Source organism: Photobacterium frigidiphilum (genome assembly GCF_003025615.1).
Taxonomy (GTDB): domain Bacteria; phylum Pseudomonadota; class Gammaproteobacteria; order Enterobacterales; family Vibrionaceae; genus Photobacterium; species Photobacterium frigidiphilum.
Map to the genome: position 1 here is coordinate 29,690 of NZ_PYMJ01000039.1, position 19,406 is coordinate 49,095.

Below are 19,406 nucleotides of genomic sequence, written 5' to 3' on the forward strand. Positions count from 1 at the left end.
AATTAGCATTGTGTCGAAAAGATATAAATAATAAACCCTATGTTTAAGTTATTACAATAATAAATGACATATTCGGAGTAATATCATGCGTAAATCAAATATCGCACTATTAGTAGCAGTTGTATTCGCATCACCATTTGCATTAGCTGTTACACAAGACAGTGGTAATACCGTTAAAGTAATAGAAGAATCTTATAATACGGATGTTGATGTTGATAAGGTAGATAGCCATGACAAAGACATCTATGTGACTAATGTTGGCAACACTGAATACAATGATACGGTCGATTATACAGACGAAACTAATACTGAAATCGATAAATCAAGTACTTATGATAACGATACATTAACCTTAAAAAATATTGGTAATGATAGAAGCGTTTGGAAACAAGATAACAGTGATAATTCGATGAATTCAACTTATGACACTACAATGGACTACACAGAAAGTTGGGATGTCAACATAGAGATCGATACGTATATGTCGGCTGCAGAATTAGATGGCGCAGTTATGGGCTCAAAAGTGACATATGGTGGTGCATGTTGCGATAGTGGGGGCAGTGGAGAAGGTGGTGATTTTACAGTTAATCAAACGAACTCTATGTCTAGCTCCTTTGGTGATTCTTCGGGTATCAATATTGCGGGTCAGAACGTAGGTAATAACGCGTTGGTACAGCAAACTACAAGTACAAATGCGGCTTTGGTTTCCCCTTAGTCAATATCGTTATTTGTTAAGGGCCTTAGGGCCCTTATTAGTTTCTTAAGATTGTTATAAATGAGACAAAAATTTTAATCAATTAGTTAATACTTAAGATATAAATACATTAAATAAATTGTATGTTAAAAACTACGATTTGTTTGAGCATATAACATAATGGTATGTTTATGAAAACGTCTCTGCTTATTATTGCTGGTTTTTTTCTTAGTTCATCAGTTTTTGCTCTCGATTATTTTCCGAGTAGAGGAGCATATAATGTCAAAGTTAAGAGCTACCAAGAGAAAGTTTTTGGCGATGTGCAAAGGCAACAATATGACTTTAGTTGCGGTTCTGCGGCTGTTGCATCGTTATTAACTTATCATTATGGTTTAGAAACATCCGAAAATTCTGTATTTGAATATATGTTCAAATACGGAGATAAAGAAAAAATAGAGCAACAGGGTTTTTCCATGTTAGATATGAAAAAATATCTGGAAGCTCAAGGGCTAACGGCAAATGGATATAAGTTACCGTTAATGAAGTTAAAGAAATTAGGCGTTCCAGGAATTACAATAGTAAACTTTGATGGCTATATGCATTTTGTTGTAATAAAAGGTATGAATAGCAGTCAAGTTATACTCGGAGACCCCTCTCGGGGCACACTAACAATGGACATCGATGATTTCGAAGCAGGTTACAAAGGATTAGTATTATTAGTTAAAAATAACGTTAAAGTTGGCAAAGAAAGTTTCATAAAACAAGAAAATTATAGTATATACACGCCCTCTCCTGTTTCAGAGGCTGTAATTAGAGAATCACTTGCAACCTTTAGTATTACTCTACCTGGGGCAAATGATTATTAGAGGCTAGTATGAAAAAAACATCAAAATGGTTTTTTGCATCTGTAATAGGAGGTGCGGCCTTTTGGGCTAGCGCATCAATAAATCACGAGACTATAGATGATTTTGGTTTACTTACAATGAGTGAAACTGAAATGTCATCGATAAGAGGTGGTTTTGTATCCATTAATGATACATTGATTAATATTGGATTATCTATCTCGACAGCGCTAAATGGTGAAAAGGTATTTACCTCCTATATCGCAGATCTAACGATAGATAATGGGGTGCTAACATCCTCCTCATCATCATCTGTTAAACCTGTAAGTGTAGTCCAAAATGGTGAAGGCAATACAGCACCAGAAATGATAAGTATTGATACTGGTAGTATCGCGAGTATTATTCAAAATACAAATGATAATACAACGATACGAGTAGAAACGCAGTTAGATATACAGGCTGATGTGAATAGCTTTATTGAAAGACAAGTTATTTACAATAGGATAGAGAATTCTATTTTGTATTCTTCTTATTGATTGAAATTATTATGGTTCGTACATTTACAATAAGGCATGGTGATTTATTACTGTGCCTTTTTTTTGTTTTTATTACTGTGCTTTTTTTGTTATTTTTTATTATGTAGTAGTGTTGTTGATGAAAATATTCATAATTTATTATAAATTAGAGGAACTTTTCAAATTGAATAAGTCTCTGATTTAGTAGGTCTATTTTTAATATTGATTTAAATGTCACATAAATAGGCTGTTTAAGAGTCACTTTCTTACTTCTGATACCCTACATACGTGTCATTTATTGCCTATATTCTTAATACATTAAAAATAATATGTACATTGATAGTGTGGTGATTTCGATGGTGACTCAATCTAAAAATAAATCAATAAATGGTCGTCTTGTTGCAATTGGTTGTAATTATGAACCTTGGATTGCGCTTCTTGAACAATCAGGATGGAAAACGCATTGTTGTTATGACCTTAGGACAGCAGATGCAATACTAGAAGAGTACAGCCCATGCATATGCATTGTTGATTTAAGCAATAACGATTTTAGCTTAAATAGTATTTCTTTGAGGGCAAATAAAACTAAGCAAGTACGTTGGATTGCACTAATTAAAAAAGAGCAGCTAGAAACGGATGTTATCTGTCAGTTTATTAATAATTATTGTGTCGATTACTTTTCAATGCCGATCCCTAGCACCTTACTCTTAGACACTGTCGGACATCAACTTGGTATGCTTGAGATAGAAGCAAGAACTTGGGTTGAGGTAACGTCACAGCACGATATGGGACTGTATGGTGACTCTAAATCGGTGAAGCAACTTCGTGATATGGTTAGACGTGTAGCATCAACAGAAGTGAATGTTTTTCTTACTGGTGAAAATGGTACAGGGAAAGAACTTATCGCGAAATCAATTCATAATTTGTCTAAGCGTAAAAATGCACCTTTTATTAATGTTAATTGCGGTTCACTAACATCAGATGAAGAGAAAATTGCTTTTTTAAATTCGGCAACAAAACTTCATGATGATGAAAAGCCCAAATTTAATGGTACTATTTTACTCGATAATGTTGAAGAATTGTCAAAAGAACTACAAGATGAATTGCTAAGATATTTACAGGCACCTGCAGGGGAGTCTATAAATGAAGACGTAAATTGCGATATACGTATTGTCGTTTCATCAAGTGCAGATCTTGAAACTGCAGTTGCTAACGGTGAATTTAGTAAAGAGCTCTACTATCGCTTGAATGTGTTCCATATTAAAGTGCCGACTCTTAGAGAGCGTGGTTCTGATATTTATCTTTTAGCAGAAAAATTTTTAGGTCAATTTTCTAATGAATATAATACATTAGCATCGAGTTTCTCTGAAGACTCTAAGCAGTTACTCTTACGCTATAGTTGGCCTGGTAATGTAAGAGAGTTAATGAATCAAGTAAAGCGTGCAGCATTGCTTGCTGAGGGTAGCGAAGTAAAAGCTGAGCATTTTGATTTGCCAAGTAAATCTAACCTTAAGCAAAGCTTGCGTAATATTAAAGATGAAGCGGAAAAAGATGTATTAGTCGCTGTACTTGAAACACACCGTGGTCAAGTCGCTTCAGCGGCCAAAGATCTGGGTGTATCTCGCGCTACAATGTATCGTCTATTAAATAAACACAATATAGTTCCTGATGTTCGATATTATAATAATGGGCAAATGGGTGAATAGTTTTATTCCGATTCAATGAAAAAAAGCTCGATTAATCGAGCTTTTTTTATGAATATTCAACGACAATTAATTTAAAATAATAATATCGTCATCATATTCGTTGTATTCATCTTGCATCAGATATAAATCATTCGGCTGAATAACTAAGAGTTCATCTTCAGTCGGCACTACCAAAGTGTTTTTGTTTAAAGCATCCATAATCTTCTTCCTTTTTATTTATGTTTCTTCCATTAATTATAAGATGTCGTCATCGAATCATATGAAATGTTGATTCAACATCTATATGCTCAATAGTCGTGATTGAAAATGACAGCATTGTGAAAGGTTGATTGTGATCTCACAATCGGTTTGATTTTGATTGTTTTATAAACAAATTATGATTGTTACTCTATTTTTAACGTCTTCTTTTTTTATTAATACAGTGTGGCTGTAAGTGACGTAGAAGGGTTTTTTATGGCATATTGAGTTTATTCTGAATCTTGAGGGCGCTTATAGAAGCTAGTGGCTGGGTATGAATAAGTAGTCCTTATGTCTTAATGCTGCTTGTTGACTTGTCACATTTTGTAGAGAAAATATTTGTTTGTAAACAGTATAATAGCGGTTAATGTTACCCACGTAAGTAATGGGCTCAAGTCCGACATGTTTACGTGTTATTACTTCAACATTGTTAAACCATTTTGTACTGTCATAGCCTTGCTCTTTTGCAAGTTTACGCATTCTATTTATACGTCCTGGTCCTGCGTTATAGCTCGCTAAAGCAAAAAACATTTTATTCATGTCGTCAATGTCATCTGTGTCATAATATCTGTTCAATATGAAATCCATATATTTCACACCAGCATGAATGTTGTTATCAATGTTATAAATATTTGAAATATTGATATAAGGTTCTTTTGCTGTTTGAGGTAGAATTTGCATAATACCTACAGCGCCAGCATGTGAGCGTTTAGTCTGATCAAATTGAGACTCTTGAAAAGCTTGTGCTGCAATTAATAACCAATTCATATCATACATATTGCTGTAACGAACAAATCGTTTTTCAAGTTTTTTGAATTTAGCTATATTGGTAGCACTTACCACTTTTTGAAACCATGCTTTGCTGTTTAAATAACGATTGAAGATAATATTACCATTTAGAGTTCCGTATCGATTTTTTTCAATAAAGTTGTTAACTAATTCTGCTAATTCTGGACTGTCTTTCCTAAAAGCCCAACCAATTGCTCCCCCTTTTCTGATGGGAAACTCAGTATGCATTTTTAAATCGTCAGTCACTAAATCCCAAAACTCTGCTTTATGATTATCCAGCACTGTCATTGGGATAATTTTCTGCTGGATCATCTGTAATAATTCATAGTCTTGAAGCGTTTCTTCAATGAAGTGTATGTACATTGTTTCAAGGCCTTGTTTCGCGAGTTTTTTGTTAATGCGGTTTACACTTCGGTAGTAACTAGAACTTGCCCTGATCCAGACATTTTTTTTAGATAAATCTTTTAATTGAGTGATAGGACTTTTATCTGTATGGGTAATAAAAATTTCATTGATATTACTAAGAATAGGAGAGCTGAAATCAACGGTTTTTTTTCGTTGACGTGTAATGGTCAAATTTGCTGCAACGATGTCACCGACACCGGCCTGAAGTGCAGGAAGTAATTGATCTCGGTTGATGGGAATAACTTGTAAATGCAACTTTTGTTTCGTGCTGTTCAGTACATGTTGTTCAAACAACAGCAGCATTTCAGAGGTTATACCTTTTGGATGACCTTTATCTAGGTAGTAAAAACCAAGGTCGGCAGATACAAGTATTCTGATTACACCATGCTCGCTTATTTGAGTCAGATCACCAGTAAATTTAGTATTGTTAATGGGAAAGACTTCGAGTGCGAACGATGTCGAAATGAAAGCATTAAAGCATAGTAATGCAATGACAAATCTTTTTAGCATGAACGATAACTCAATAAGGTAATGTTATTGAGTATAGTCAATTCATCTTTTTAAGTGATTAGGTGTCTATGCTGCTTTGTATTGATTGCGTCCAGCTTCTTTCGCTTTGTAGAGTTGGTCGTCAGCTTCTTGCACTAGTTGCTCTGGTCCCTTTTGAGTTTTCCATGTCGTTATACCTTGGCTAAGTGTAACGAAATTATTCACGCTAGAAGATGGATGGGGTATTGCTTCTTGTTGTAGGGTGCGATGAATACGTTCGGCGACTTTTTTTGCACCTTCTAAATGGGTATTGGGTAGAATAATAATAAATTCCTCACCACCATAGCGAGAAACAGAGTCTGATGTACGTAATAGGCTTTTTTGTAAGGTGCGGGCAACACGTTTTAAGCATAAATCACCAGCAGGGTGACCAAGGTTATCGTTGTAATGTTTAAAATGGTCGATATCAATTAAGATAACAGACAGCGGTAAATGATTACGTTTTGCTAAATGGCAATGCTTATCTATTTCATATTCGAAAAATCGTCTGTTGTAAAGGTTAGTTAACTGATCTTTGGTTGCTAGGTCAGAAAGCTTTTTTACCAATCTTTGATTTTCATGATCTTTTTCAACACTGTTATAAAACCAACGGTATAGCGTTCTACGGCCTGTCTCTACAATAATACAGATAGCCAGCACTTTTTCTATCGGCAATAACAACAGATGTCCAGCCTCAATGTAGTTTGCCCAAGTACTTACCAATAAGACGGGAAATATTGCAGCGTAAACGGCTTGACGAAGTGCATAGAATCCTAATAAAGAAGTCATCATGATCAAATCTGCCGCTATTTCAGCACTGGGCCACATTTGCCCAATGAAAGCGATGTGGTAAATAGCTAATGCCCAACTAATGCCAAACAGTAAGGCGTAGAGTGTGGCTGTTTTGCGCCACTGTTGAGGGGGGAATTGCGAGTGGTAGAGAGCAATTCCTATCAAATAGACAATTGCTTGAAATGAGTATTGAGTCCAAGAACGATCTAAATACAGAGCGTTTTCTTTAATACCATTAAGCCAAATAGGGCCAATTATCATTAGTAAAATAATAAGAGAGATTGTTGCCGCCCATCGAAAACCAATCCGTATGTTTCTATAAGTTACGTCGTCTAACTGTTTAGCTAATGTTTGCTCATCCATGGCACATTCTTCTATCAATTTATTATCAAGTTGAGTGTACTTTATAAAGGAAAAGGCAAGGAATTTATTTTCATAAATGGGAGGAGATTACACAATAAAATTGTTGACAAAAATGATTGTAAAAAACGTTACATGCAAAAATTTGGCACTGTTCAAATTCATTGCTTGTTCACTGTACTACGATCAAAATAAACTGATTTAGATCAATGTTTGTTTCTCTGAAATCTCGCCTAATACACCACATATTGTATTTGCTCTCTCACTAAAGCCTATATTTTGTGTTTTAAGTGACAGTGTCATGTTAGTAGGAGCTTTGTGTGAAACCTGTAGTGATTAAGCGTGATGGATGCCGTGTACCGTTCAATACTCAACGTATTAAAGAGGCTATATTAGGTGCAGCCCAATCAGTTGATGAAGTAGACGTAGAAGCAATGAATGAAGCCTACGCAGCTTCTGTTGCTGATGGTGTACTGTCTCAATTTATGTCAGTTGAAGAAGTTGAAATTCACGCTATTCAAGATGCAGTTGAAAACCATTTGATGGTTGGCCCACACAAAGCGGTTGCGCGTGCTTATATTGAATATCGACACGATCGTGATATTGCGCGTGATAAGAAAAGCCTACTCAATAATGAAATTCGAGGGTTGATCGAGCAGAGCAATGCATCGTTATTAAATGAGAACGCAAACAAAGACAGTAAAGTGATTCCTACTCAGCGTGATTTGCTGGCGGGTATTGTAGCAAAGCATTATGCCAAGCAACATTTGCTGCCACGTGACATAGTTATGGCACACGAGCAGGGCGATATTCACTATCATGATCTAGATTATTCACCGTTTTTCCCTATGTTCAACTGTATGTTAATCGATCTTGATGGCATGTTGACGCATGGCTTTAAAATGGGTAACGCTGAAATTGATACTCCTAAATCAATTTCAACGGCTACAGCGGTTACCGCACAAATTATTGCTCAAGTTGCTAGCCATATTTATGGCGGTACAACTATAAACCGTATTGATGAAGTACTAGCACCTTATGTAACAGTGAGCTACGAGAAGCATTTGAGCGTTGCGACAGAGTGGGGAATTGCTGATCCAGAAGCGTTTGCTCGCTCTCGTACCGACAAAGAGTGTTATGACGCATTCCAATCTTTAGAGTATGAAGTCAATACGCTGCATACCGCTAATGGGCAAACGCCGTTTGTGACATTTGGCTTTGGTTTGGGCACTTCTTGGGAATCACGTTTAATCCAACAATCTATCCTAAGTAATCGTATTGCAGGATTGGGTAAGAATCGTAAAACAGCGGTATTCCCTAAGCTTGTATTTGCCATTAAAGATGGTTTAAACCATAAGCAAGATGATCCAAACTACGATATTAAAACGCTTGCACTAGAGTGTGCATCGAAGCGTATGTACCCTGACATTCTTAATTACGACAAGGTAGTTGAGATCACGGGCTCATTTAAAACCCCAATGGGTTGTCGTAGTTTCTTAGGCACTTATGAAGAAAATGGTAAGTTGATTCATGAAGGTCGTAATAACATTGGTGTTGTTAGCCTTAACTTACCGCGTATTGCCTTACAAGCTGAAGGTAGTGAAGCGCGTTTCTATGCATTATTAGACGACCGCCTAGTTCTAGCTCGTCGTGCTCTTGAAACACGTATTGCACGCCTAGATGGTGTTAAAGCACGTGTTGCACCTATTCTTTATATGGAAGGGGCGTGTGGTGTTCGTTTGAATGCTGATGATGATGTGTCAGAAATTTTCAAAAATGGTCGAGCGTCTATTTCGCTTGGTTATATTGGAATTCACGAAACAATCAATGCTATTTTCGGCACTGAAGCACATGTCTACGATGACGAGACACTACGTCAAAAAGCCGTTGATATTGTTAAGTACTTAAAAGCTGCGACAGATAAGTGGCAAGCAGAAACAGGTTACGGCTTCAGTTTATACAGTACGCCAAGTGAAAATCTATGTAGCCGCTTTTGTGCGATTGACGCGAAAGAGTTTGGTGTAGTAGAAGGCGTAACTGACAAAGGTTATTACACGAACAGTTTCCACCTTGATGTAGAAAAGCAAGTAAACCCATACGATAAGATTGATTTTGAAATGCCATACCCAGAAGTCACGAGTGGCGGCTTCATTTGCTATGGCGAATACCCAAATATTCAACACAACGTCGAAGCATTAGAGAACGTATGGGATTACAGCTACACGCGTGTACCATATTACGGAACAAATACGCCGATTGATGAATGCTACGAATGTGGCTTTATGGGTGAGTTTGATTGTACGAGTAAAGGTTTCACGTGCCCTAAATGTGGTAACCATGAACCGTCGAAAGTGTCTGTAACGCGTCGCGTGTGTGGTTACTTAGGCAGCCCAGATGCCCGCCCGTTTAACTTCGGCAAGCAAGAAGAAGTGAAACGTCGCGTTAAGCACATGTAATGTAAATATTTATATAGATTCATTAAAAAGAATGTTTAGAAGTGCCTGTTTGGCACTTCTTGCATTTTGTTTATTTGTTCCAAGGTTGAGGAAACAAAACATGCACTACAACAATTACTATCCAGTTGATGTGGTTAATGGTCCAGGTACGCGATGTACATTATTCGTATCGGGATGTGAGCATCAATGTCGTGGGTGTTATAACAAAAGCACTTGGCGACTAGATAACGGGCATGCGTTTACTCAAGAAATGGAAGACAACATCATTAATGATTTAAATGATACGCGTATCAAGCGCCGTGGATTGTCATTATCTGGTGGTGATCCCCTTCATCCTGCTAATCTCGCTTCTGTATTAAAGCTTGTCATGAGAGTTAAAACGGAATGTGTAGGAAAAGATATTTGGCTGTGGTCTGGTTATGTTTTGGCTGAACTGACTGAGCAACAACAGCAAATTGTTGACTTAATTGATGTGCTGGTCGATGGTAAGTTTGAGCAAGATAAGCGAGACCCATCCCTTGTGTGGAAGGGGAGCGAGAACCAAGTTATCCACTATTTTAATGAGATTGAATAAATTAAGCTCATAATGAACGTTATTGAGTAAAGTGTTTGTTTGTAAAGCATTGCGTTGTGTGAAAATCACTCTAACGTTAATTTTTTGTGAATATTTCATGTTGGTATACTGAGTTATCCACTGTTTCTGTGTATAACTGTGGGAGAAGAAGGTGTATGAAATTGGCTTGCACCTTTTTGGTGGGAATATTGCACAATATTGACGCGCCTTTGTTATGCTCAAAACAGTCAATGGAAGCGCTTTTTATGGGGTTTCATACTACTTTTCTTTCATCTTTTGCTCATCTAAGGTACATTCCCACCTTTCCTGATCCGTAGGAGCCCATCATGGCACGTACAATCCTTTATACTTATAAAGATGAAGAAAAAGAGCTTACTTTTTCATACCAAGAATACCATTCAATTCAAGAGGCCGTTGCTGCTGCTGAAGGAATTGATATTACTGCATACTTAAAAATGGAACAGCAAATTGAAGCTGTGACTCGCGACAAAAAAGCAGTAAGAGACTACCGTGATAACCATTTCAGAAAGTTAGGTTTTGGTCGTATTACCCTAGCTCAAAAAGAAAACCGTGGTGTCGGTAAGAAATAACTAACGTATTTTACTGTTTTTACAACGCGTAAAATGGGTACTCATTGAGTATCCTTTTTTTGACTATCGACTTAACTCAAATGATATTACTTTCTTTGAGATGTTTTACTGCTATATCTCTTTCGATCCCTGAATCCTATATAAATAAAGTAAGCCCCCATTGCTGCAATAACGTGTTTGACAGAGTGTCCGCTCATTCCCCCCAACAATGCATATATTTCATCGTCGTTAGATTCTGCCCATTTTGATAGTACATAGGCAATGAGCGCGTATAAATAGTACTGCCTGTGAGTAAACCGAGAGCAAAAAAAATAAAGAATAATAGGGATGTGTATAATAGGAATGACTTGAATTAACACATAAGCAGACATATCCCCGCGTCCATTTTGTAACGTTGTTATATACCAATAAACAACAGATAAAAAACCATACACAATCATGGGAAAAAATAACCAACGACCAGCATCTCGCGATACAAATTCCGTTAACATAATGCAATAGAGAGCGATAAAAGCGAGGGTGATAGGTATTCTGTCGAACATTAAGGTGAAATCGTTAGGGGTTAAGTGGTAATAACTTGATGCAAAGAAAGCGAGCATGAGTGCGAAGAAAAAAAAGGGGTATTGCAGTGCGATATTTGGCTCAATGGCCACCGAACGTTGTCTAAATAATTGTAATCCTTTAAGTCCGACATATAAAAATGGGAGGTTAGAGATGACATTCCAAAAATTCGGAATCGAAAAAAACATGCGTTGATCGGCGTAGTTATAAAAGTTGCCACTTTGCTTGATAGGAGAGAAAATAATAGCGGCAAGAGTAAGAACAGCAGCAATAACAATAAGCCCTGTGACTTTCTTATGATAAGAAGATAGCTTCGCCATTATTCACCTCATGATTTACACTCAGCTTTCATAATAGCAATACCTTCGTTAAAACATTGCCGCCATGCTTGTTCTACTGACTGATTATAAGCAGGATCGCATTCTTTAATTGTATCGATTAAGCATTCAAACCAAAGGTCAATATCTAAAGGTTTTATCCCTAAGCCATCGGGTCCATGGCGTTTACCAAACTTTTTTACTGTTGCTCTTGCTTGTTCTGATGTTGCAGCGAGCATAATGATTAGCAATGATGCCTTAATCATTTTCATCTGATTTTCCATATCAACATGGGTAAACATAGAACGAAATGTTTCATCTTTTTCAAGAAAACGCTCATAAAAAAGAGGCATGAAATGAGGGTTTCCATTACATCTGGCATAACTGTCGTTAAAAACTTCATGAATATCCATATTCATCCTTTTTTCGTTAATTGATACATTATTGAATTGAGCTCTTATTGAAAGCTATCAGTTTAATTAGTATATCAGGCATATTTATTAATCGTTGAGCAATAGCTGAGATATTGATTTAACCCATATAATAAACGCGACGACTCATCTTTTGATTGATTTATAGTCGTTATCTTGATTTGTTTCTCCTCTATATGCTTGGTTTTTTAGCTTTATGTTCGGATAGCGAACGCTTGACTCTAAAAGGGTTTACAGCAACGCATTAGAACCGTAATATTCACCGCGTTGGAGAGATGGCTGAGTGGTCGAAAGCACCGGTCTTGAAAACCGGCAAGGGTTTATAGCCCTTCTAGGGTTCAAATCCCTATCTCTCCGCCACATTTAGAAAAGGGCGCTGATTTATCAGCGCCCTTTTTGCATTTAGTGCTGTGGCTAGAGGGATTTGTTCCAAATCCGCCTTTCCCAGAGCACTCCGCCATATTCAAAGAAACCGCTACTCTGTTAGCGGTTTTTTTACGTCTGAAGTTTGCTAATAAGATAGGGATGCAGAATCCTAGACAGGGAGTCCATATAAGCGAAGCGAAATCACATTGATCGAACTTAAGGGCTTATTTAAGGTTTTACTCAATCATTTGATACAAACGGCGAGGTCGGCCACCCGTTTTGTAGTTTAGAGTTAAGCGGATCACGCCTTCTGATTCTAAAAATTCCAGATAGCGCCTTGCCGTAATGCGGCTGACATTCATGCGCTCACCAATTTTCTCGGCAGAAAAATCGTGTAGCTTCTCTTCATACAGAATCGATTTTAATGAAGCAAGTGTTGTTGCATCAATCCCTTTTGGTGTCTGGCGTAATTGCTTTATCGGCGCTTTACGTAAGATCTGATCTATTTCGCCCTGATCTACTATTGATGTACGGGCTAGCTTTTGTTTGTACTGCTTGTAGTCATCAAGAGCTTGGTGAACACGAGACATACGAATTGGTTTGACTAAATAATCAATCACACCAAGTTGGACGGCTTTTTCAACCGTTGCTGTTTCTCGCTCGGCGGTTGTCATAATAAAATCACAATCCGCATTTTGTTCACGTAGTTGACGGATAATATCAATACCATTGCCGTCGGGTAGCGTGATATCGACAAAGATTAACGTTGGCTTATATACCTCGAATTGAGTAAGAGCTTCTGAGCAGCTTTCACTGACAGCAACAACAGTAAAATCAGAATGTTGGTTGATAGTGGATTCGAGGGTGTAACTGGCCCGACTATCATCTTCAATGAGCATTACAGTAGTTTTAGTCATAATTAGTGATTTCATTTTTATCTAAGTAAATACTGAATAGCGTTGTGTGCTGCTCTGTGCGCTCCCAATCAATACTTCCGTGAAAGTAATCGACTAGTTGTTTGACTAAGTACAAGCCAATGCCGCTCTGGTCATCATCAATCTTAGAGCTTACACCGAACTCTAAAATGTGCTCGGTAATATCTTCGGGTACACCCGCACCGCTGTCTTGAGTTTCTAAAATGATGTGGTTACTACGATCGCTAAGATACACATGCACTTCAGGCTTTGCGTTTTCTCTATTTTGCCATGAAGCGAGTAAGGCATTATCAATTAAGTTACCGATCATTGTAACGAGTTTTTCTGAGATGTTTTTCTCGTAACTCGACAAATTAGTATCTATATCGATTGTGAATTTCACACCAATATCTGCTGCTTTATTGAATTTTCCGAGCAATAAACCTGCAACAGAACTGTCTGTAACCGACAGTACAATGTGGCGAATTACTGATTGGTAGAGGTCAGTTTCCTGTTGGATGAAATCAACGGCCTCATCATATTTTCCGATTTGTAACATGCCTGAAAGTACATTGAGTTTATTGGAATATTCGTGTGTTTTACTGCGAAGTAACTCTGCGTAATTCTTCAGGTAGGTAACTTCGTGTTCAAGTTCGTTGTGGTTTAGATTTGGGAAGAAAACAATTGAGTGACCCAGCAAACCTTTAAAGGTGTTGATGGGATAGACATTGGCTCTGTATTTCAACTTGCCAATATTAAATTCCCCCTGATGGAATACTCCTTGGTTAGCGAGAACAAGATGGCTTAATGGCGTGGAATAAAGTGATAACGGGTGATTCACATAGTCATATCGATCGAGTATACCCATAGAAAGCATCTTGATTGCACTATTGTTAATTGTGGCTATATTCATGTTGCTATCTACCGCAATAATGGCGTCACGAATACTGTCTAGTACCATTTCATGCTCGCGAAATTTATTCACAATAAATTCCGGTTCATAGTCCAGAAAAGTACGCTTTATCTTAAAGACAAAGGCAATTATCGTGCTAATACCAAGCAAGTAGACGACGCTGATAAGCACACCAATATGACCATATTGCTGCAACAAAAGATCAGAGGTTTTTTCGGATAAATACCCGATGCAGATTGCACCAATGACTTTCCCATCTAAATAAATAGGGGAAAAATTACGGATAGCTTTGCCCAGTGAGCCTGATGCCGTATTACTGTATTCGGAGCCTTGCTCCAGTGCCGGAAATATATCATTACCAATGAAATGCTTGCCGACTTTATCGGAATCAGGATGGGTTAGACGCATGGCATTTTTATCGACTACCACAATAAAGGATGCATCGGTACGTGTTCTGATATCTTCAATATAGCTTTGCAGATTGTAACTCTGTTGCTTATTTTTGGCATTAATAGCCTGAATAACCACTGGGTCATGGGCGATCACGCGAGCAAGTTCTAATCCCCTTGCTTCAATGCCTTCCTGATGTGAATTTTGCAATAAGAAAAAGATCGCAGTGGTTACGACGATAACAATAGAAGAGGTGGTAGCAACAGTGGTTAAGGCCAGATAGCTCTTAAGTTTCATAATCGGCCTAGGGTAGCAAGGTTAATTAAGGGCAGTATAACGGGCTCTCAGCAGATATTAATGTGTGCTGAGTCAGAAATAATATGATTAGGCCGCTCTATGTTACTAAACATTTTCATCACACTCCCGTGTACAAAAGTTACAAAAGGTAAAGATAGTTACATAAATGGGGTGCTCAATATTTCTGTTTATAAGTGTTGTTAGACTTCAGACATAATTTTAATAACCCTACAAAGAAAGGTGGAATATGTTTACCAACGACGTGATTACCATAAATGACAAGCGGATGATTAATATTATTTTTGCATTATCTGCTGCAATCATACTTTTTGCTACCATTCAAAATAAAATGCCTACGGGAATTATCGGCGCAATCGGCGTGATGGCTGTTGTCGGTTATATATTAAATGTGCTCGGTAACAAAACACCTATTGTTAACCAATTCTTTGGTGGCGGTGCCATTGTTATTATTTTTGGTTCTTCATACATTTTCCACAGTGGCATCATTCCTCATGAAACGGCTGATACGATCACTACGTTCGTAAAAGGTGGTGGCTTCTTATCTTTCTTTATCGCGAGTTTGGTGACAGGTTCGATTTTGGGCATGGATACCAACGTGCTGAAGAAAGCTGCATTGAAGTATATTCCGGTTATCTTTGGCGGTGTGGCATGCGCATTCTTGTTCGCCGGTCTTGTCGGAAGCTTCCTAGGGGAAGGCTTTTTTGAATCAGTCATGCTGATTGCACTGCCGATCATGGGCGGGGGTATGGGCGCAGGTGCTGTACCTTTGGTTGAAATCATGTCTGGCAACTCCAATATGTCAGCTGAAATGTTGATGTCGAAAATGGTACCGGCGTTGGCTATTGGTAATGCGATTGCCATTGTGATGGCTGGTCTATTAGACAAGCTGGGTAAGTTTTACCCCTCTCTTACGGGTAACGGTCAGCTTATGCGTAGTACTGGTGAGGTACAGAGTGAAGATGAAGAAAAACAAGAACAAGAACAAGAACAACCAATATCAATAAATATCCTAGGTGTTGGCGCATTGCTTGCCATAACGATGTATTTCGTTGGCACGATGCTAAGCAGTGTTATTAACATGCATACATATGCACTAATGATCATCTTTGTTGCGTTAGTGAAAGTCATGGGTTTTATTCCCCGCGAATTAGAAAAAGCTGCGCATGGGTGGTACCAATTTGTTGTTGATAATCTAACTCCTGCACTGCTTGTTGGTATTGGTGTCGCTTATACCGATTTAAACCAAATCATCGCCTCTTTAAACCTAGTGTATTTCCTTATGGTATTCGCGACAGTACTTGGTGCCATTATTGGTACCGCCATTGTTGGGCGTTTGATGGGCTTCCACCCCATTGAAGCAGCGCTTACCGCTGGTTTGTGTATGGCTAACATGGGGGGGACCGGTGATGTTGCAGTACTTGCTGCGAGTAAGCGCATGGAACTCATGCCTTTTGCTCAAATATCATCACGAATCGGCGGCGCTTTCATGCTGATTCTCGCGACTTTTATTCTTGAAATGCTGAAGTAAGGTAAAACTATGTCATACATACAACCGCATCTTTCAAGTGCTGAGACAGTACCCACCAACCATTCGGCACTTCATGCATCATTAGGAAATATTAATAGTCAGACGGCGCAGATCCGTTTTTCGATTGATGTCGCTGGAAATGATTTATCGAAGTATCTGATGCTAAGGCATGTTCAAGACCAAAATGAACGTCTGTTTTACCACTATATCCGTAATAATATTAAAGACAGCTTACCGTATATCTATACGCCATCAGTGGGGGATGCGTGTGAGAAATACAGTTATCTTAACTTTGCACCGCGTGGTTTGTATTTTTCTTATCGTGGCGATGAACAAGTAAAAGCAACCATTGACAGCATTACAAATGATGTTGACATCATAGTGGTAACAGATGGTTCTCGTGTGCTTGGTTTAGGTGATTTAGGTATCGGTGGAATGGGTATCTCGATTGGTAAACTTTCGTTGTACACCGCTGTAGGCGGTATTCCACCAGAGCGTACGCTACCTGTCTGTATTGATATCGGCACCAACAACCCTGCGCTAAAGCAAGACCCACAGTATCTAGGTGATAAAGGTGATCGCATCGATGATGATGCTTTTTATCTCTATCTTGATGAGATCATGCAAGCCCTTGTTACCCGCTGGCCCAAGGCAATTATTCAATTTGAAGACTTCAGCAATAATCATGCTTATCCGTTATTGGAAAAGTATCGAGATCGATATCGTTGTTTTAACGATGATATTCAAGGAACAGCAACAGTGAGTGCTGCGACAATTAAACGAGCATTGCTGAAAATTGGAAAAGAGCCGTCAACCTCCCGTGTATTCGTGGTTGGTGGTGGTTCGGCTGGTTGTGGTATTGCTCGGCTTATAGAAGATAGCTTTGAATTTGAGACGAATCATGGTGTTTGCATTATCGATCGCGAAGGCCTGTTGTTTGAAGATTCTAAGAACCTATCAGCTATGCAAAAAAGCTTAGCACGCCCTTGTTCTGAACGTCCGGAAGAAAAATCTACGCTGACCCTGATTGAAGCTATCAAGTATTACAAACCTGATGTGTTGGTTGGTGTGACAGGAGTGGCTGGCTTGTTCAATGAAGCGACAATCAAGGTCTTAGCCGCAAACACCCAAACGCCAATTATTATGCCATTGTCTAATCCTGTTAGTGCTTGTGAAGTAACGCCGCAACAGGTGTTCGACTGGATCGGAAATGATGTCATTGTTGCAACGGGCAGTCCATTTAAGCCTGCTCAGTATGGAAATCAGAGCTATACCATTTCTCAGTGCAATAACGTGTATGTTTTCCCTGGCATAGGGCTTGGTGCCAAAGTAGTGAATGCGATGGCAGTATCTGATCGTATGTTGCTGAAGGCGGTAGATGCATTGGCAAACTTCAATTGTACGCGATGTACGAATGATGAAGTACTGCCAGCCATCGAGTCGACGTTGGAAGTATCAAAATCGATCGCGATTGCTGTTGCGAAGCAAGCCATTGAAGAAGGTTTATCAGAAAATATGACTTCACAATATGACGCTGATATTACCGCAATGATCGAGAATGCTTTCTGGAATCCAGATATCGAAATTGTTACCTCATAGGATCAGTTGCCAATTTATCTCAATAGTAAAAGTGCAGAAATAGAGTGTTCAATAACGGCTCTCTATTCCTACATCTGAATCAAATTTTATCATATAACTTCCGGAGGATAACTGTGAAGACAATTACCACAGATATTGCTGTAATCGGCGCTGGTGGTGCTGGCCTACGTGCTGCCATCGCTGCTGCTGAAGCAAACCCAGACTTAGAAATTGCACTTATTTCTAAAGTTTACCCAATGCGCTCCCATACTGTAGCTGCAGAGGGTGGCTCCGCTGCTGTCATCAAGGATGAGGATAGCTTAGACAATCACTTCAACGATACCGTTGGTGGTGGTGACTGGCTATGTGAACAGGACGTTGTTGAATATTTCGTAGAAAACGCGACTCGCGAGATGACCCAACTAGAACAATGGGGTTGTCCTTGGAGCCGTAAAGAAAACGGTGACGTAAACGTTCGTCGTTTTGGCGGAATGAAGGTAGAGCGTACATGGTTTGCTGCGGATAAAACCGGCTTCCACATGCTACACACGCTTTTCCAAACATCTATCAAATACAAGCAAATTAACCGTTTTGACGAATACTTCGTTGTTGACCTACTGGTTGAAGATGGTCAAGCACAAGGTCTTGTCGCTATTCACATGTCTGAAGGCGAATTGATCTGTATTAAAGCTAAATCTGTTGTACTAGCAACAGGTGGCGCGGGTCGTGTTTACAACTGTAATACGAACGGCGGCATCGTAACTGGTGATGGTATGGCTATGGCGTTCCGCCACGGTGTGCCACTACGTGATATGGAATTCGTTCAGTATCACCCAACAGGTCTACCTGGTACTGGCATCTTGATGACGGAAGGTTGTCGTGGTGAAGGCGGTATCATGCTAAACAAAAATGGCTACCGTTACCTACAAGATTACGGTATGGGTCCTGAAACCCCTATCGGTGAGCCTAAGAACAAATACATGGAACTTGGTCCACGTGACAAAGTTTCTCAAGCATTCTGGCACGAGCAGCAAAAAGGCAACACCATTAAGCACCCATTGGGCGACGTGGTTCACCTTGATTTGCGCCACCTAGGTAAAGAATATTTACATGAACGCCTACCGTTCATCTGTGAATTATCTAAAGCATACGTAAACGTGGACCCTGCGGAAGAGCCAATTCCAATTCGTCCAACGGTTCACTACACCATGGGTGGTATTGAAACAGACAAGAACAACGAAACACGTATTGCAGGTTTGTTTGCAGTGGGTGAATGTTCATCTGTTGGTCTTCACGGTGCTAACCGTCTAGGTTCTAACTCTCTAGCTGAGCTTGTTGTATTCGGTCGCCTTGCGGGTGAAGGCGCAGCGAAGCGCGCAGTAGAATTCAAGGGTTGGAATGAAGCATCTATCACTAAGCAGATTCAAGCCGTTCAAGATCGTATTGATGCGCTAATGTCTCAAGAAGGTGATGAAAATTGGTCTGATATCCGTACTGAAATGGGTCACTCCATGGAAGCGGGTTGTGGTATCTACCGCGAAGAATCTCTAATGCAAGCGACTGTTGATAAACTAGCAGAGCTTCGTGAGCGTTATAAGAAGA

Annotated in this window: 17 protein-coding genes and 1 tRNA gene; 11 read left to right on the plus strand and 7 right to left on the minus strand. The window is 39.0% G+C overall.

Annotation, left to right across the window (positions count from 1 at the left end; genetic code table 11):
* The first annotated feature begins 85 nt into the window (after window positions 1–85).
* The 4 genes from C9J12_RS25065 to C9J12_RS25080 all read left to right on the plus strand — a co-directional run bounded on the left by C9J12_RS25065 (window position 86) and on the right by C9J12_RS25080 (window position 3,757).
* On the plus strand, window positions 86–715 hold the full coding sequence (locus C9J12_RS25065; RefSeq protein WP_107245193.1) for a hypothetical protein: 630 nt from the start codon (window positions 86–88) through the stop codon (window positions 713–715).
* 170 nt (window positions 716–885) lie between these two features.
* On the plus strand, window positions 886–1,560 hold the full coding sequence (locus C9J12_RS25070) for a C39 family peptidase (protein ID WP_011220521.1): 675 nt from the start codon (window positions 886–888) through the stop codon (window positions 1,558–1,560).
* Between the two features lie 8 nt (window positions 1,561–1,568).
* Window positions 1,569–2,072: a hypothetical protein gene (locus tag C9J12_RS25075; protein ID WP_011220522.1), complete on the plus strand. Its 504-nt coding sequence runs from the start codon at window positions 1,569–1,571 to the stop codon at window positions 2,070–2,072.
* Window positions 2,073–2,407: 335 nt separating this feature from the next.
* The gene (locus C9J12_RS25080) at window positions 2,408–3,757 is read left to right on the plus strand and encodes a sigma-54-dependent transcriptional regulator (protein WP_041394953.1); all 1,350 of its coding nucleotides are present in this window, start codon (window positions 2,408–2,410) and stop codon (window positions 3,755–3,757) included.
* Between the two features lie 66 nt (window positions 3,758–3,823).
* On the opposite strand, the gene C9J12_RS31470 is transcribed toward C9J12_RS25080, so the two are convergent.
* The 3 genes from C9J12_RS31470 to C9J12_RS25090 all read right to left on the minus strand — a co-directional run bounded on the left by C9J12_RS31470 (window position 3,824) and on the right by C9J12_RS25090 (window position 6,871).
* Entirely contained in the window at window positions 3,824–3,955 is a 132-nt protein-coding gene (locus C9J12_RS31470) for a hypothetical protein (RefSeq protein WP_265416165.1), read from the minus strand.
* A gap of 300 nt (window positions 3,956–4,255) precedes the next feature.
* Complete coding sequence (locus C9J12_RS25085) at window positions 4,256–5,698, minus strand: MltF family protein (RefSeq protein ID WP_107245194.1); 1,443 nt, start codon at window positions 5,696–5,698, stop codon at window positions 4,256–4,258.
* A gap of 66 nt (window positions 5,699–5,764) precedes the next feature.
* Window positions 5,765–6,871 carry a GGDEF domain-containing protein gene (locus tag C9J12_RS25090; protein WP_107245195.1) on the minus strand — a complete coding sequence of 369 codons (1,107 nt, stop codon included), beginning with the start codon at window positions 6,869–6,871 and terminating at the stop codon, window positions 5,765–5,767.
* 317 nt (window positions 6,872–7,188) lie between these two features.
* On the opposite strand from C9J12_RS25090, the gene nrdD reads away from it, so the two are divergent.
* From nrdD to C9J12_RS25105, 3 genes are all read left to right on the plus strand, one after another.
* The gene (nrdD, locus tag C9J12_RS25095) at window positions 7,189–9,324 is read left to right on the plus strand and encodes an anaerobic ribonucleoside-triphosphate reductase (protein ID WP_107245196.1); all 2,136 of its coding nucleotides are present in this window, start codon (window positions 7,189–7,191) and stop codon (window positions 9,322–9,324) included.
* Between the two features lie 100 nt (window positions 9,325–9,424).
* Window positions 9,425–9,898 (plus strand): anaerobic ribonucleoside-triphosphate reductase-activating protein, encoded by a 474-nt coding sequence (gene nrdG / locus C9J12_RS25100; protein ID WP_107245197.1) that lies wholly within the window; start codon window positions 9,425–9,427, stop codon window positions 9,896–9,898.
* A 326-nt stretch (window positions 9,899–10,224) separates the two neighbouring features.
* Entirely contained in the window at window positions 10,225–10,488 is a 264-nt protein-coding gene (locus C9J12_RS25105; RefSeq protein WP_107245198.1) for a DUF2960 domain-containing protein, read from the plus strand.
* Between the two features lie 86 nt (window positions 10,489–10,574).
* On the opposite strand, the gene C9J12_RS25110 is transcribed toward C9J12_RS25105, so the two are convergent.
* Both C9J12_RS25110 and C9J12_RS25115 read right to left on the minus strand, forming a co-directional pair.
* On the minus strand, window positions 10,575–11,369 hold the full coding sequence (locus C9J12_RS25110; RefSeq protein WP_107245199.1) for a ceramidase domain-containing protein: 795 nt from the start codon (window positions 11,367–11,369) through the stop codon (window positions 10,575–10,577).
* Between the two features lie 8 nt (window positions 11,370–11,377).
* Window positions 11,378–11,779: a globin gene (locus C9J12_RS25115; RefSeq protein WP_107245200.1), complete on the minus strand. Its 402-nt coding sequence runs from the start codon at window positions 11,777–11,779 to the stop codon at window positions 11,378–11,380.
* A gap of 287 nt (window positions 11,780–12,066) precedes the next feature.
* Here C9J12_RS25115 and C9J12_RS25120 point away from each other — a divergent pair.
* Window positions 12,067–12,157 (plus strand) — tRNA-Ser (locus tag C9J12_RS25120).
* Window positions 12,158–12,399: 242 nt separating this feature from the next.
* On the opposite strand, the gene C9J12_RS25125 is transcribed toward C9J12_RS25120, so the two are convergent.
* Together C9J12_RS25125 and C9J12_RS25130 are read right to left on the minus strand one after the other, a co-directional pair.
* The gene (locus C9J12_RS25125; RefSeq protein ID WP_193944701.1) at window positions 12,400–13,080 is read right to left on the minus strand and encodes a response regulator; all 681 of its coding nucleotides are present in this window, start codon (window positions 13,078–13,080) and stop codon (window positions 12,400–12,402) included.
* Window positions 13,073–14,677, minus strand: coding sequence for an ATP-binding protein (locus tag C9J12_RS25130; RefSeq protein WP_107245201.1), 1,605 nt, complete (start codon window positions 14,675–14,677; stop codon window positions 13,073–13,075). Before C9J12_RS25130 ends, C9J12_RS25125 begins: the two co-directional genes overlap by 8 nt.
* Window positions 14,678–14,924: 247 nt before the next feature.
* On the opposite strand from C9J12_RS25130, the gene C9J12_RS25135 reads away from it, so the two are divergent.
* The 3 genes from C9J12_RS25135 to frdA form a co-directional block, all read left to right on the plus strand.
* Window positions 14,925–16,226, plus strand: coding sequence for a 2-hydroxycarboxylate transporter family protein (locus tag C9J12_RS25135; RefSeq protein WP_107245202.1), 1,302 nt, complete (start codon window positions 14,925–14,927; stop codon window positions 16,224–16,226).
* Between the two features lie 9 nt (window positions 16,227–16,235).
* On the plus strand, window positions 16,236–17,825 hold the full coding sequence (gene maeA / locus C9J12_RS25140) for an oxaloacetate-decarboxylating malate dehydrogenase (RefSeq protein ID WP_107245203.1): 1,590 nt from the start codon (window positions 16,236–16,238) through the stop codon (window positions 17,823–17,825).
* Window positions 17,826–17,938: 113 nt separating this feature from the next.
* On the plus strand, window positions 17,939–19,406 hold a 1,468-nt coding region (gene frdA, locus C9J12_RS25145), incomplete at its 3' end, for a fumarate reductase (quinol) flavoprotein subunit (RefSeq protein ID WP_107245204.1).